Source organism: Rhizobium sp. MHM7A, from assembly GCF_005862215.1.
Classification (GTDB): domain Bacteria; phylum Pseudomonadota; class Alphaproteobacteria; order Rhizobiales; family Rhizobiaceae; genus Rhizobium; species Rhizobium bangladeshense.
In genome coordinates, this window is record NZ_VCHT01000001.1 from 982,774 (window position 1) to 997,025 (window position 14,252).

16 protein-coding genes are annotated in these 14,252 nt (G+C 53.8%); 7 read left to right on the plus strand and 9 right to left on the minus strand.

Features of this window, described 5'->3' with window-relative positions; genetic code table 11:
• Positions 1-3 precede the first annotated feature (3 nt).
• Positions 4-1,284, minus strand: coding sequence for a hypothetical protein (locus tag FFR93_RS05640; RefSeq protein ID WP_138392399.1), 1,281 nt, complete (start codon positions 1,282-1,284; stop codon positions 4-6).
• 122 nt (positions 1,285-1,406) lie between these two features.
• On the opposite strand from FFR93_RS05640, the gene FFR93_RS05645 reads away from it, so the two are divergent.
• The 4 genes from FFR93_RS05645 to FFR93_RS05660 are packed head-to-tail and all read left to right on the plus strand — an operon-like array spanning position 1,407 to position 3,897.
• Complete coding sequence (locus FFR93_RS05645; RefSeq protein ID WP_138392400.1) at positions 1,407-2,387, plus strand: adenosine kinase; 981 nt, start codon at positions 1,407-1,409, stop codon at positions 2,385-2,387.
• Positions 2,384-2,863, plus strand: coding sequence for a GNAT family N-acetyltransferase (locus FFR93_RS05650; RefSeq protein WP_138392401.1), 480 nt, complete (start codon positions 2,384-2,386; stop codon positions 2,861-2,863). The genes FFR93_RS05645 and FFR93_RS05650 overlap by 4 nt, the downstream gene beginning before the upstream one ends.
• A gap of 28 nt (positions 2,864-2,891) precedes the next feature.
• Positions 2,892-3,542, plus strand: a complete 651-nt coding sequence (locus FFR93_RS05655) for a hypothetical protein (RefSeq protein ID WP_138392402.1) — start codon at positions 2,892-2,894, stop codon at positions 3,540-3,542.
• Between the two features lie 46 nt (positions 3,543-3,588).
• Entirely contained in the window at positions 3,589-3,897 is a 309-nt protein-coding gene (locus FFR93_RS05660; protein ID WP_138392403.1) for a hypothetical protein, read from the plus strand.
• A gap of 17 nt (positions 3,898-3,914) precedes the next feature.
• Here the strand turns inward: FFR93_RS05660 and FFR93_RS05665 are convergent, their stop codons facing one another.
• Entirely contained in the window at positions 3,915-4,607 is a 693-nt protein-coding gene (locus FFR93_RS05665; RefSeq protein WP_138392404.1) for a DUF6656 family protein, read from the minus strand.
• Positions 4,608-4,921: 314 nt separating this feature from the next.
• Positions 4,922-5,107 carry a hypothetical protein gene (locus tag FFR93_RS05670; RefSeq protein ID WP_138392405.1) on the minus strand — a complete coding sequence of 62 codons (186 nt, stop codon included), beginning with the start codon at positions 5,105-5,107 and terminating at the stop codon, positions 4,922-4,924.
• On the opposite strand from FFR93_RS05670, the gene FFR93_RS42050 reads away from it, so the two are divergent.
• Positions 5,036-5,329 carry a hypothetical protein gene (locus FFR93_RS42050; RefSeq protein WP_348640316.1) on the plus strand — a complete coding sequence of 98 codons (294 nt, stop codon included), beginning with the start codon at positions 5,036-5,038 and terminating at the stop codon, positions 5,327-5,329. The genes FFR93_RS05670 and FFR93_RS42050 overlap by 72 nt on opposite strands.
• A 104-nt stretch (positions 5,330-5,433) precedes the next feature.
• Here FFR93_RS42050 and FFR93_RS05675 read toward each other — a convergent pair whose 3' ends face one another.
• Complete coding sequence (locus FFR93_RS05675; RefSeq protein ID WP_138392406.1) at positions 5,434-6,528, minus strand: DUF475 domain-containing protein; 1,095 nt, start codon at positions 6,526-6,528, stop codon at positions 5,434-5,436.
• A gap of 618 nt (positions 6,529-7,146) precedes the next feature.
• Here FFR93_RS05675 and ligA point away from each other — a divergent pair.
• Positions 7,147-9,270, plus strand: coding sequence for an NAD-dependent DNA ligase LigA (ligA, locus tag FFR93_RS05680; protein WP_171049105.1), 2,124 nt, complete (start codon positions 7,147-7,149; stop codon positions 9,268-9,270).
• Positions 9,271-9,336: 66 nt separating this feature from the next.
• Here the strand turns inward: ligA and FFR93_RS05685 are convergent, their stop codons facing one another.
• Positions 9,337-9,873 carry an NYN domain-containing protein gene (locus FFR93_RS05685; RefSeq protein WP_138392408.1) on the minus strand — a complete coding sequence of 179 codons (537 nt, stop codon included), beginning with the start codon at positions 9,871-9,873 and terminating at the stop codon, positions 9,337-9,339.
• Between the two features lie 521 nt (positions 9,874-10,394).
• Between FFR93_RS05685 and FFR93_RS05690 the strand changes: the two genes are divergently transcribed.
• Positions 10,395-11,288, plus strand: a complete 894-nt coding sequence (locus FFR93_RS05690; RefSeq protein ID WP_138392409.1) for a hypothetical protein — start codon at positions 10,395-10,397, stop codon at positions 11,286-11,288.
• A 12-nt stretch (positions 11,289-11,300) separates the two neighbouring features.
• On the opposite strand, the gene FFR93_RS05695 is transcribed toward FFR93_RS05690, so the two are convergent.
• The 4 genes from FFR93_RS05695 to FFR93_RS05710 form a co-directional block, all read right to left on the minus strand.
• Entirely contained in the window at positions 11,301-12,821 is a 1,521-nt protein-coding gene (locus FFR93_RS05695) for a hypothetical protein (RefSeq protein ID WP_138392410.1), read from the minus strand.
• A gap of 3 nt (positions 12,822-12,824) precedes the next feature.
• The gene (locus tag FFR93_RS05700; RefSeq protein WP_138392411.1) at positions 12,825-13,142 is read right to left on the minus strand and encodes a hypothetical protein; all 318 of its coding nucleotides are present in this window, start codon (positions 13,140-13,142) and stop codon (positions 12,825-12,827) included.
• A 62-nt stretch (positions 13,143-13,204) separates the two neighbouring features.
• On the minus strand, positions 13,205-13,582 hold the full coding sequence (locus tag FFR93_RS05705; protein ID WP_138392412.1) for a hypothetical protein: 378 nt from the start codon (positions 13,580-13,582) through the stop codon (positions 13,205-13,207).
• Positions 13,579-14,133 (minus strand): hypothetical protein, encoded by a 555-nt coding sequence (locus FFR93_RS05710; RefSeq protein ID WP_138392413.1) that lies wholly within the window; start codon positions 14,131-14,133, stop codon positions 13,579-13,581. Before FFR93_RS05710 ends, FFR93_RS05705 begins: the two co-directional genes overlap by 4 nt.
• Positions 14,134-14,252: the final 119 nt, after the last annotated feature.

The window sequence follows — 14,252 nt, forward strand, 5'->3', positions numbered from 1 at the left end:
GCGTCACGGTGCAGGCGAAAATTCCTCCGGAAACAGCTCAGATCGCCAATGTGGAATTTCCACCGGCGGCTTGCTGTTAAACGTCGACGACTCCTTTCTGAAATATACCAGGTTCCTGATCTCGGACGCGGCCTGCGGTACGGGGTCGTAGCCTTTTTCCTTCTTGAACTCCGCACGGGTCAGAGAAAAGAAGTCATCGTTTTCCCGGAAGACGACCTTGCCGCCCTTCCCATTGTTATTCCAACGCCAGTGCGCTGAAAGCTCCTTGTTGCCCATCAGAAACTTGGCCTCAACATGACTGTCCAGAACGGCAATGCCCCTGTAGTCCCGCGTTCCGGCAAACCAGGCTGCAGATTGCGGACGAACGGCATCAGGTTCGAGCTGTGCGTCAGCAGGCAGGCGGAGTATCCACTCTCTTTCGTGCTTTTTGAGATAGGGGTCGACCACGTCAAGCGCGTTATCCGTGAGATGAGACGCTACGACCATATCCAACGTCGGTTCGAACTCGACCACGAAGCCCTCGTTTCTCGTGAAGAAGTTGGCTACCGTTTCGTTTGTTGTGAACGAGAGGATGGGGGAGTGTGACCACTCAGCGATAGGCCTTTCCACTAAGTGCTGCGCACGCATCATCGTCAGTCGGCAATCACGTTCGCTGCGCTCCAGGTCTGACGGGAGGTCGGCCATCGTCACGGCCAGATTGCCACCTCGTATGCCACGATACAGTTTCGTCGGTAACTTGACCCGACCGGTGCGGACCATGGCCTTGTTGCGTTCCTCCCAGAGCCGGACAGCATAAGCCAGGCTATTGATCAAACGTTCACCGTCAGCGTCGGCGGTCATCGCGACGAAATCGCCGATCTTCAGAGGTTTTGGTCGCAACCGACCGACTTCAGTCTCACGGTCAGGAATTGTCCTGAACTGATAGGGCTGGAACAGATGGACCACCATTGCAGCTGATAGAAGCTGATGCTGTGACCTGAGGTCCTTGAACATAGGTGTGCCAGGAACCGCCCCATCCGTCAGTCGGGTGACATTGAGGATCGATCTTGAAGGACTATTGCGCCATGACCGCAGAGCTTTATCGATGACTTCCGCAAAATCGTCGGTCACGAAACCAGCTTCTTCCGCCAGTTCGGCTAGGGACGCCCGGCACAATATCTCATCTGGTATCACACAGGACTTTGTGTAGTCGCGATTGAACTTGATGATGGCATCATCGGCTTCCCTTTCGCCCATGCGGCACATACGACCAAAATCTCTTTCCGGCTCGCTATTCCAAAACATAAAGAACTCCTTTTGCGCAACAGGATTTCATTTCGATATGCCACCCACAAATTGAAGGAATTCTATTGATAATTCCTTGAAAATGGAGTTTTGTGTTTGCGCCACCAACAAGGATTTCCTTTATGAACCGAGCACCTCATATCTTTGCCGTCGGTAACGCCATGGTCGATCTCATCGTCGGGGTCTCCGACCAGCTGCTGTTGGAAAAGGGCCTCGAAAAGGGCCGAATGATGCTTGTTGATGCTGAGGAATCCTCAAAAAGACGCGGTTACGTTTCCTCCGAAATCGTGAAGCTTGCATCCGGCGGTTCGACCGGAAACACCGCCGCTATCATCGCTTCCCTCGGCGGACGAGCGACCTTCGTTGGGAAAATTGGTGCAGATGACCTCGGCGACTTTTACGCAAACGACATGAATGCCCTTGGCGTCAGTTTCCTCCAGGGCGACTTTACGGACGTTCCGACTGCAAACTGCCTGGCCATGATCACGCCTGACGGCGAACGGACAATGTCGACGTTCCTTGGTGCATGTCAGCTTCTGCACGAACGTGACATTGAAAACTATTCCTTGGATGACGCCGATATTCTTTTCATCGAAGGATATCTTCTTGATGCCCCGTCAAGCCGGGATGCAGCAATTCGCGCCGTCGCGCTGGCAAAGGAGCAAGGCCGTCAGATTGCGCTCACCCTGTCAGACAAGAACTGCGTAACGCGCAATCTGAACGCGTTCTACAAACTGGCGGAGTTCACAGACATCCTCATCGGAAACGACTCCGAAATGATGGAATTCTGGAAAGCCGAATGCTGGGCTGACGTCTGCATCAAGGCGGAAAAAGCTTCTTTCACCACAGTGATGACCCGAGGAGCACAGGGCTCGACGGTGATCGCCGATGGCCGCACATTTCATGCACCTGCGCACCCGGTCGAGCGAGTCGCCGACCTGATCGGCGCAGGTGACGCTTTCGCGGGCGGATATCTCTACGCTCACGCCGCAGGCATGACACCGCAGGATCGGCTCCTCCTCGGCAGCCGCTGCGCGGCAGTCGTTGTCGAGAGCAACGGCGCACGTCCCCATACACCGCTTGCCACGTTGCTCGCCGCATGAGCCGCGCCGTCGGACCAGATACCCTGATCAGATGCCGGGAACAGCTCTCCTATCTGGAGACGATCTATCCCGGCTTCCGGCATTGGTTCGACAACAAGGTCCAACCGGGCATCGACGCCGGGACACGGTATCTAGATGTCATCGAGCACGATGGCAGACTGGCCGGTATCGTGATCGCCAAGAATGAAGACGGGGAGAAAAAGCTCTGCACCGTCTGGGTTCATCCTGACTTCCGAGGTCGCGGCATCGGCAACCAGCTGATCAGAGCAGCTTGTCTCTGGCTTGGAACGGATCGACCATTAACAAGCGTTTCTGAAGCCAATCACGCGCCCGTCGACAAGCTGCTGAAGAAGCTCGGATTTCTACAAACATCGAGCAAGGTGAACCCGAAAACAGGGTTCATCGAGCATTTTTACAACGAAAGAAAGAGAGAAAACGACAATGTCCAATCCGGTTCCGCAGAAATCCAAAACTGATCTCATCAAAGAAAACCAGGAGCTGCGGATGGCTCTGGATGCAGCGGTAAGGGCGCTGACGCCGTTCGAAGAGCCAGGCCGTCACTTTGGTTCGCCCCTGTTCATGTCTCTCGTCTGCGTTCTCACCGATCAGGCCGATAAGGCATGCTGGGACGTGATCAACGAATATCTCCAAGCGGAAAAGCAGCGCGAGGACGCCGGTATTCCGGTCGAACACATCCAGGTCCACGAAATCAAGGTGAAGATCGGTAAAGCAGGCAGCTTCTTACTTCCTGACGACGTCGTCGAAAACCGTGCCGTTCATCTGGTGATTGCGACACTACGCGACACAGAAGAATCGCATCTGCGCATGATGACGCCACGTCAGCTCAAATCCATGGTCGATGACAGCCTCCACGATGCCGAGCTGAATGCCGCGATTGAAATCCTCGAACGCGATGATGTCGAGATTTTGAAGCAGGTCTGGATTTATACCGACCCGAACAGCGGCGAGGAACACTGCCTCACCGACAAAGATCGGAAGGTTGTCCTTGAAACCGGCATTTTCGTTCATCCGGATGAAGGTGTGATCGTCGATAATTTCCGCGCTGACCTGTCGGTCTATTATGCGCTCAACACCGACAATCAGGAATTCATGGAATGGAAAGCTGATTTCGAACCGGCAGCCATGAAATTCTGACGGCGGCGCGATGATCAAACGGCTCTTCAAAGCGCCGTTCAGGCGGTTGAACGGCGCGATCCAGAAAGTTCTGTCCGGCCTAAAATCGGCATTCGAACCGGTCTTGCACCCTCGCAGGCATCGGGCCAGAAAGCGCGTAAATCGTAATCAGGATTTCCTGAAAAGCCTCGGCTTCAAGGAGATCGAGGACGGCGATCTGAGCTACATCGACGCGGAGGAAAATGCGCTCAGACTTGTCCAGTCCGATGCGGCGCAGATTACCTTCATCGTGGTCGGCAGACGTCGTAGCCGCGCCTACATCAAGCTGGACAAAAAAGGCCGGTACACGTCGTATACCGGCCCTATCAGGATTTAAATAATTGCAACAGCCGATCAGGCGGTTTTCTTGATCGGCTGGCGCAGACGTTCACGCCAGACAGAAGCCTTGGTCCCGGTCGTCAGGTGAACGGTGTGATCGAAAGCGATCTGCTGGTTGCCCGTGCGGAACACGAGACCTTCCGAAAACATATCGCGAGCGATGGTCGACACACCGGTTGCCGGATCAATTCGCCAGGCCAGGCAATAGAACATGCGACCGTATTCATGGTTCTTCACGATGAACTTCGGCTGGTCACCTGTCATATCGATGTCAGCCGCAAAGTTGGTCACGTAAATCGAACAGAAGACGTTCCGTTCGGCCGTGCGAAGCGGAATATGCGTGAACTGTGTCACGCACAGATGCGGATACTGCTCCAGTAACTTAGATTCGATCACCGGAACAATGCTGTAGCCGTCGGGAAGTTCGCGGTTGAAGTGCGCGTGAGTCTTCTGGCCAAGCCGGTCCATGCGCTCGATGGTGCGATCCTTGACTTCAAGCTGACCGAGATAACGCTTGCGAGCCTCGTAATCGACCTTAGCGTTATGGTCGTCAATTTCCTTCTGCGTACGAGCCTTCGTCTCACCGCGCAGCCACCGGGTTGCACCACGTTCACCGACCTTGCCGCCCCGCTTGTTTTCGGCCTCACGCGCCAGGTCCGCCGCATATTCAGGAGCGTCGTAGTATCGAAGCGGTTTGTTCTCGGTCATCTGCTCATTCCTCTTTCAACCAAGCTGAGGCCGACATGGGTCCCAGCTAATTGTTGACATAGTTTTCGCACGATCCAGGAATAATGTCAACATATCTCCCAGAGAGGGTAAATCAAACGTAAAACTCGACCATGACACAAATGGTAATCCTTTGTCGGTTGTCGAGAATCCGCCGCGAACCCTGAAACGGCTTTGAAACGGAAACCATTGATGCGACACCTTGTTCTCCTCCACCGCCATATTTTTTAGCGGCTACGCAGACCCTGTTTGCTCAGGAAAATTCAATCTCAGTAATCCTTGGTAAGGTCGAAATCTCAAAAGCTGGTCAGAAAATCACTGGAACCGGCCGGGTAGAAGCCCTGGAGAACGTCGCTATCGCTCCGCAGCTGAGTGGGAAACTGATTGAAAAGGTGTTTTAGGGCGTCGCCGTGAAGAAATCCATTCTGCTGTTCGAATACGCCATCGTTGAAATCAAAAACGGGCACGGCATCAGCCCTCATGGACGCGCCAGGAAGCGCGCAAGGCCTATTGTCATGAAGACGGTGGCGATGAGTGCTGGTATGGCTCCTGGTTTGGCTCCTATCGCGCTAGGGATCGGCGCTGGTGCGGAAAGTCGCGTTCCGATGGGGGTGCCCCCAAGGCCTGATCTCATCGACACTGCTCAGTCTGATCTTCGTTCCCGTTGTTTACACCTGCATAGACGACCTGGAGCGGTGGCGTGACGAACAAGGCCCAATAGCAGAACGCCCCCTCGGCATGTGTCGAGGGGGCGTTCGTTTCAGGGGTGGTGACGGGAGCAGACTTCCATCAAACCTGTGGGTCGATGTTATTCGGCTGCTTCCGGCAGGCCGGTGACCGGTGTTTCGAGTGCTTCGCGCTTCTGGGCGCGGACCGAGGCCCAGACCGAGATACCGATGAGTGCCGCGCCGATCAGACCGGTAATGACTTCCGGAACATGAACAATCGTCTGGCAGTACATGATGATGGCAAGAGCCAGGATCGCGTAGAAGGCACCGTGTTCAAGGTAGCGATACTTCGTTAGCGTGTTTTTCTCGACTAGCATGATCGTCATCGAACGAACATACATGGCACCGATACCAAGTCCGATTGCGATTACCAGAAGCTGCTGTGTCAAGGCGAACGCACCGATGACGCCGTCGAACGAGAAGCTCGCATCGAGAACTTCGAGGTAAAGGAATGCACCAAGTCCGCCGCGTGCGGCAGCGTTCATTGTTTCCTGGGAAGCATCGAGCACGTGACCCAGCACTTCAACGGCGAGGAACGTCAGGAGACCGTAAAGAGCACACTTGACGAAGGTGAATGCCTCTTCAGACGGAAGGAAAGCTGAGAACGTCAAGACTAGCGCAACGACGATAGCAATTTCAATACCCTTCACCGTCGCCGAATTCGAGAGAAGATTTTCGAGCGAACCAAACCAATGCTCGTCCTTTTCCTCGTCGAAGAAGAAGTTGAGGCCGACCATCATAAGGAAGGTGCCGCCGAACGCAGCGATAGAGAGGTGGGCACCGGTAAGGATTTCCGCGTACTCCGCAGGCTTTTCGAGGGCGAGCAGCAGCGCTTCGATAGGGCCGAGATGCGCCGCGATGGCGACGATTGCGAGCGGAAACACGATACGCATCCCGAAGACGGCAATCAGGATACCCCAGGTCAGAAACCGTTTACGCCAGACCGGGGTCATTTCCTTCAGCTTGGCAGCGTTGACGATGGCATTGTCGAAAGACAACGAGATTTCGAGAACTGCCAAAACAGCGCAGATAAATGCGGCGTTCAGTGTCCCGGCAACGGTGCCGGTCAGTTCCCAGCCTAGAAAGGCACCAAGGGCGATACCGACGGCCGTGATGATGAAAGACCAGGTAAAATAGCTGGCGGTGGATTTTGTTGAGATCGTATTCTCTGACATATTTTTGTCCCGCTGACCGAGAATGGATGAGGAAAAACTTGTTCCGACATCACGAGAAGGTCAGTCATTCTCGCCAGAGGGGCCCGCAACAAGAGCCGCAAGGAATTCGCGGCACAAATTCGTTTACGGGAAAAGGAATTCTGTTGCAACAAGGAATTCTCGATTATTTAACAATTTTTGTGAGAACTCCTTTTGACGGCAGGATTCCTTTAGCGGAAGATGAGTGTGGCCAGCAGAGTTAACTCCTGGAAACGCAGCGCTAAAGCTGCAACGGAACAGAAATGATCGTATGTTCGTGCAATCGCATTACTGACGTCGAGCTTCGAACGGCGCTCTACGAGATGCTCGTAGAGGAACCGTGGCAATTGATTGTGCCTAACAAGCTGTTCCATTACCTGCAAAAACGCGGAAAATGCGGCTTTTGCTTCTCAAACGTAATCGAAATCATTCTCTCGACTACTGAGGAATTTCACGCGCAATACCAGGGTTCGACCGAACAGTATGATCTGTTAAAACGCAAAATGATCGAAATGTCGAAGAAACATGAGCGCTGGCTCTTGCTGGTTAGACAAAGTCGCGCTAACCAAGGCTAAAATGGCCACCACCAAAGGAATTAATATGCAGACTGTCGTAGAACTCCTTTCCATAATGGATGCCCGGAGCGAACTGAAAACGTTGCTCGCCGAAATCGAGCGGCACAACGAGCTTTATCACGGTCAGGACGCTCCCGAGATTTCGGACGACGAGTTCAACGCGCTCAAACGACGCGCCCTGGCGATTGTCGAACGGTTCCCTCTTCTGAAGCCAGCAAAGTCGGCACTGGATCAGGTCGGTGCCGCACCGCGTAAAGAGTTCGAGCAGATCACACTCGCGGTTCCGATGCTCTCGCTCGGCAATCTCTTTACGGACGAAGACCTGGAAGGCTTCCTGACCAAAATCGTCAACTTCATCGGCAAGGATGCCGCCGAGAACCTGATGTTCACGGCCGAACCAAAAATGGATGGTCTGGCGCTCAATCTGCGATACGAATTCGGCAAGCTGACAAGTGCGTCAACTCGCGGCAACGGTGAAGTCGGCGAAGACGTGCTTCCGAACGTAAGGACGATCCCGGAAGTCCCCCAGGTGGTGGTTGGCGCTCCGGACATTCTTGAGGTTCGGGGCGAAATTTACATGGAAAGAGCCGCTTTCCTGGCGATCAATGCGCAGCGGGAAATTGAAGGCAAGCCGCTTTACAAAACCCCACGCAATCTCGCAGCCGGTTCACTGAGACAGCTCGACGCAACGGAAACGGCCAAACGCCCGCTGCGTTTTTGCACCTATGGATGGGGCGAAGTCAGCACCATGCCAGCCGATACGCAGATGGGCATGCTCGATTACTTCAAAAAGCTGGGCTTCTTCGTCAATCCGTTGATCCGTCTTGTCTCCGCTGACCACCTCCTGGATGCCTATTCAGCCCTGCAGGACGCGCGACCCGGTCTGGCCTACGATATCGACGGCATCGTCTACAAGATCGACAATCTCGCACTCCGGCAACGTCTGGGCTTCACTTCGTCAGGCCCCCGATGGGCCACAGCCCATAAGTTCCCGGCCGAAACGGCGACGACGACGCTGGTCGGCATCGATATCCAGGTCGGACGCACTGGCGCACTCAGCCCTGTTGCTAGGCTGCATCCCGTGATCGTTGGGGGCGTCGAAGTCTCGAATGCCACCTTGCACAATGAAGACTACATCGCCGGTATCGGCCAGAAGGGTCCGATCAGAGAAGGTCGAGACCTCAGAATCGGCGACACCGTGACGATCTACAGAGCGGGCGACGTGATCCCGAAAGTCCTCGATGTCGATCTGAGTAAGAGACCCGCAGACGCAGCACCATACAAGATGCCGGAGAACTGCCCCGTATGCGGAAGTCTCGCTGTCCGTGATATCGATCCCACGACAGGCAAACTCGGCTCCGTAAGGCGCTGCACGGGCTCCCTCGTCTGCGAGGCGCAGGGCGTGGAACGCCTGAAGCACGCCGTCTCTCGCGATTGCCTGGACATTGATGGTCTCGGTGACAAGCAGATCGACTACTTCTACGAGAACACGACGTTGCCGATCAAATCTCTTGGCGACATCTTCACCCTTCGCACACGCGATGCAGACCTCGGCAACGTGTTGAGAACCTGGGCAGGGTACAAGGACACCTCCGTCAACAAGCTCTTCGACGCCATCGACAAGGCCCGGAAACAGCAACTCCATAAGGTCATCTTTGCACTCGGCATTCGCCAGGTTGGCGAAAGCACGGCAAAGGCTATCGCCAAACTCTATCGAACATGGGACGACGCACTCGAAAACTTCGTCGGGATCGCAAGGGACGATCAGGCCGCGATCAAGCGCCTTACGGAACTCGACGGCTTCGGTGCTGCCGTGTGCGATGGCATCAAGGAAATGTTCTCGAATACGGCTGTCGTCGAGGCGGTGACAAACTTCGTATCCGAACTCCAGATCGAGGCGGTAAAGGCAACAGAGGCTGGCCCGCTGACGGGAAAGACAATCGTCTTCACCGGATCGTTCAGCAGCATGACGCGCGATGAAGCGGAAGCAAAGGCTGAAAGCCTGGGCGCGAAAATCTCTGGCTCAGTCTCCGCCAAAACTTCGATCCTCGTCGCGGGCGAAAAGGCAGGCGGAAAGCTGGAGAAAGCAAAAGCGCTGAAGGTGGTCCAGATAATGGACGAAAACGAGTGGCTCGCGCTCGTCGGCTAACTGTCAAGGGAAACCCGGGGTCGACGCAACAGCATCGACCCCGGGAAGCTTTTACAGGGTTTCATCCTACTGATCCGGACGGTCCCGGGCAATCTCATCCTTGATCGTGGCAAGATCGATGAACTGGTCAGCCACTCGGCGCAAATTATCGGCGATCATTGGCGGCGTTGTCTTCATCGTCGAGACCACGGTGACCTTGAGACCTTTTCGCTGAACCGCTGCAACAAGCGCCGTAAAATCTCCGTCCCCCGAAAGAATCACGACGTGATCAGTCCTGCAACACTGCTCAAGAACGTCGACAGCAAGCTCGACATCCATATTGCCTTTGATTTTCCGCCGTCCCAAATGATCCGTGAATTCCTTGGCAGGTTTGGAAATAATGCGATAACCGTTATACTCCAGCCAGTCGATCAGAGGACGGATGGAAGAAACATCCTCTGAATCAAGAATTGCTGTGTAATAATTGAAGCGAAGCACATAGCCGTTATTTGAAAAATACTGCATAAGCTTCTTGAAATCGATATCGAAACCAAGCGCTTTAGTGCCGCCGTGAAGGTTAGCACCGTCGATAAACACTTGGATTCGTTCACGAGGATCAAACATAAAATCAGCCTGAGTCGGAGTGAGTGCGGGCCCTTGTATCTACAATCAACCGATTTGGCAAACCTGCGATAATTTCGAAGCTCGCGAAAGGAAATCAACACCTTGAAAAAACAACCAAATCAACTCTCTCCCAGGCGGCTAAACGAAACGTAAAATAATTATTTACAGTTTTTTATCTAGGAATTTCAGCAGCATACCTCTCTTGACGATAATTAAAATGAACCATTAAGAATTATAGGTTGACGACCAGGAATCGAAATGATTAAAACCTCCTCCGAGGCATCCTTGTGCTTTTTGTTCTGCGTTGCATTTGATTGGAAGATCATGACTCACATCGTTCCGTTTTCGTCTGTTTGCCGCATCCGGTTCGTTAATGTTTCTTCTCCAATGTCCTCATCCATCGACATGTCTATCTCAACGGGCTCGGCGCGCGTACGCGTCTTCGGCTTGTAAAAGAAGTCTTTGATGGCTTAATGCCGCACGTTACGTCGTTTTCCTTGAAGTTCCGATAGGGTTTTAGAATGATCAAGACAGGTGCCGCAATGAATGATTTGTTCGATGGTGGTCGCGCAAAGCCACAGCAAAATGTCACCCTCATTCGCAGCGTTCATGCCGGGAAAACTGACAAGACCTCAAAGCACGGCACCGCCAAGGTCAATTGGATCGCAGGCTTGATCCATTCAGTTGAAAAAGTTCTTTTGCCCGACGGTTCCCGCACCAACGCTATTGAGCGTGGCATGCCTGAACACGAAGACTGGTACTACCAGAAAGATGGCGGAGAATGCATTTACGGCCATATTCGTGTGCGTGAAGATGATGTTGTCTTCGTCCCCCGGATCGACCAGCCGAAACCCTTTTTGTTCCCCGCCAATTCACTGCCATCGCAACTGATCAGCCGAACACATGCATGTGAACTTGCCCGCGATGAAGATTTCGCGCTGAAGCTCTATGGAGCCCTTTGTGCCGGAGTCTGGATTCAGGAAGGACGCCGGTGGCAGGGTGGGTGGGACAAGGCTGCACGCACCGTCGTGGAAATGCGCGGCCTCAACGAGCCCTATACGAAATTCCTGCTCGGCGACGCAGACGAACGCGAAGTGACCGATCCCGGTGTGATCGATCTCATGGAAAGCCTTGGCTGGACCCTGGAAATCCCCGACGAGGAAACCACAAAACGCACGCGGGATGACAAAACGAAACGGGCGCTCAAGCTGCTTGATGAATGTGAACGAGCGCCGATCTCGGACATTCCCGAATGGTATATGAGGCGCATCATGGCGCTTCGCCCAGGCAACCCGAACGATATTCTCGTCCGCATCAACTGGACTGCGTTCAGTGGCCAAATGTCATTCCAGAACTACATCAAATTCTGGGAACTCTACGATCTCGATCAGCTCGATAAAGAAGACGAAGACTGAGCGTCGTTCGTCTTATCGCATCAAAGGTTCTGCGTACTGAAGACGGTCTGTGTTCGCGTGTTCGCCTCGGCGGACACGGATACGGTCGTAGAGGGCGTTCGTAACCTCTTTTGAACCACCAAGCTCAACTCTGATCGCTTCCGGATCGAAGCGGTTGGACAGGTCTCGCGTTTCTCGATTGAAGATATCGTCCATTCGAAGGGGCGCGTGGTTTGCTCCGAATGTGATCATGCGAGACGCTGAGCGATCATCGTTGGCATGTTCTTCAGCGAGTTGCCGCACCTCGGCCGCATAGACCTCCCCGAAAGCCTCAACATCGGCGACACTGGCCCTGCGCAGATCGAAAGCCACACGGTTCGCCGCCTCGACGGCCCTGACCATCTCCTCCGGTGTGACGCCAATATGGTCAGGCTCGAATGACGCTGCAGGCAAGGCATTACGGCGGGCTATGCGAACAGCGCGTTCCGTGATCTGACGCGCTTCCATCGTTGCAGGTAACTTTCCAGCTCTGAAGTCATTCAAGACAGCGCGGATGGAACGATGCGTCGCATCTTCCAGGATGCCATCGCTCAAACGACCGGTGCCTTGGTCAAAACCGAAACAAAGTGAGGACTCGCGCAGATCGGCGTAAGTTTCGATTGTTTCCGGGTTTCCGCCTTCTGTCAGATAGGCAATTGCCGTCATCGCATCAGCAAATGAGCTGGCGACATGTCGCGTACGCGCGGACTGATCGACGTTGGCAGCATTAGCCTGTCCAGCGCCAAGCGCCTTATGCGCCATTGCAAGTCCGACCATGCGGGCACTCGAAAGACGGCGCGCGTCAGAGATCGAAAATTCGACCGTTGGGAAGTAGCCGGAATTCATGGCCCCGATGGTGCGGGCAAACCCGAGTGCACCAACGAAAGGCGAATACGGCATGACGAAGTTCACAGAGATATCCTGGTTGCCACTCACATATTCGATCATGCGACTGACTTCAGGATGAAATCCGGACCGAAGGACTCGCGTCAGTTCATGCATGGAACGGCGGCTTCCTTCAATGTCGGCAGGAAGCGACATATCTCGAAGCGTCGAGGTCTGCCAGATCGAAGACGACATCTTGCGGACATCGATCACATTGAGCGCGACCTGCAGCCGGTCGGCTTCCGGCGAAAACTTTGAAACAGCCCATTGCAGATCGGCATCATCGGAATGCGGACGCCTCTTGATCGTCATGCCGCTTCCAGGCGCAAGAATTGCCGACTTCTGCTTTGACAGCATCTTTGCCAACAACCGCGCCGTAAGATCAGGTCGTGCACCCGACAGCATGAACGTTGTCGATGTCGACATCATTGCATCGACGAGATTGTCCTTCAGAGCGAGGTGAAGATCACCTGTCGGGCCTGGTTTGAAGACGCCAACGATATCGCCACCGATCAGTGGCAGACGACCGTCATTGAAACTCACCTCTACGGGCGCGCCTTCACGGGTGACGACAACATACTTGTCGCCCTTTTTCGCTCTCACTGTTCCGATGACGATATGATCCCGCATCAATTAAACTCCAAAGCGCGCTGCTGGCGGGGAGGAAAGAAATTCGCCGAAATAGAATGGCAGTAGGTTACCGTCACGATCCACCGGCTGAAATAGCTGTTGTGGACGCGCCACCGCTTCATCGAAAGACGCACCATCCCATGGTGGGACCAGATATTTGTCGCCGTCGACAGTTTCAAAAACGTGGTCGTCGCCATCTTTGTAAACACGAGCAAAGACAACACCTTCGTCGTCTTCAGGAACGACATACATGCAGAAAGACGTGTTACCGTCGTCCTGGGTGTTGAAAAGTGCGACGTCTAAAACTGGTGTGAAGGACATTATGCCACCGATGCTGAATCTATCCCTGTTAGCCTACATGCGGGAAAAGCAAGGGACGAGCATCAAACCACAATTGACCGCGCCAGACGAAGCCACAAATCCGCATCTCCGTCATCAGACTCCCTACACGAGTTGAAGCCGTTGAGGATGAGCATCGCTTGAACAGGGGCCAAAAGCTTTTCCTCAACCGTTTTCAAGTCGAGAATAAGATTTACGCCACGAACATCAGCCAGGAAACAGATCAATCCGATCACTCTTGATGATCTGGGATCGTGGAGGTCGCGGCCTGAGAGCTGAACCTCCACGTCATTCGGACCAATTTCATTGAGAACGCCGAACTGAATGGGCTGCCCACCAAAACTGAATGTTAGCCCAGGAAATTCCGGAAAAGACATCGCCGCAATCCCAGCGCTGCGCTTGAATTCAGCCACAGGTGTCATCGACCCGCCTCCCCTGCACTCATCGGCACATGGTTCAGACGCCAGTCATCCGTCGGAAACGAACGCTCGATGTAGAATTTGCAGATATAGATCAGCAGGGTCAGATAAGCCGTAACATCGGCACTCTGCCATTCAGGATCGAACAAAAGCGACACAGCAGGCAGAGTTGCAAATCCGGCAAGACCGCAAACCCTGAAGAGCAGGAAACGTTCCTTGTAACGGAGAGCCGAGGACCTATAGAGTTCTGCAACTTCACGATTCCATCCGAGTTTACACATGCTGTGGTGCGCAAACAGCAGCTTCTTTTCAGCCATCAGCACCACAAGAGAAACCACAGCGATCAGCAGTTTTCCAGTGATGCCGTACGTCGAAAAGGACGTTGCCGCCAAAGTAACAATCCATCCGCTGATTACCAGGCATTCGGCATCCCGAAGCACCGCGTTTAGACGATAATTCCTTACCGACAGAAGGCTAACCAGAATCTGAAACGGTTGAGCTATTGCATCGTCAAAACGACCGAGCCCAACAAGGAGTTTTGATTGATTGCGCACTCCAGAAACCAACATAGCAAGGAATTAAGGTGATTAATGGCACTCCAACTACGTCGCCTCGTCAAGATTTTAATTCACAGGAAACGCAAGGATTTCTTGTTGACCCAAAGGAGTTTTGC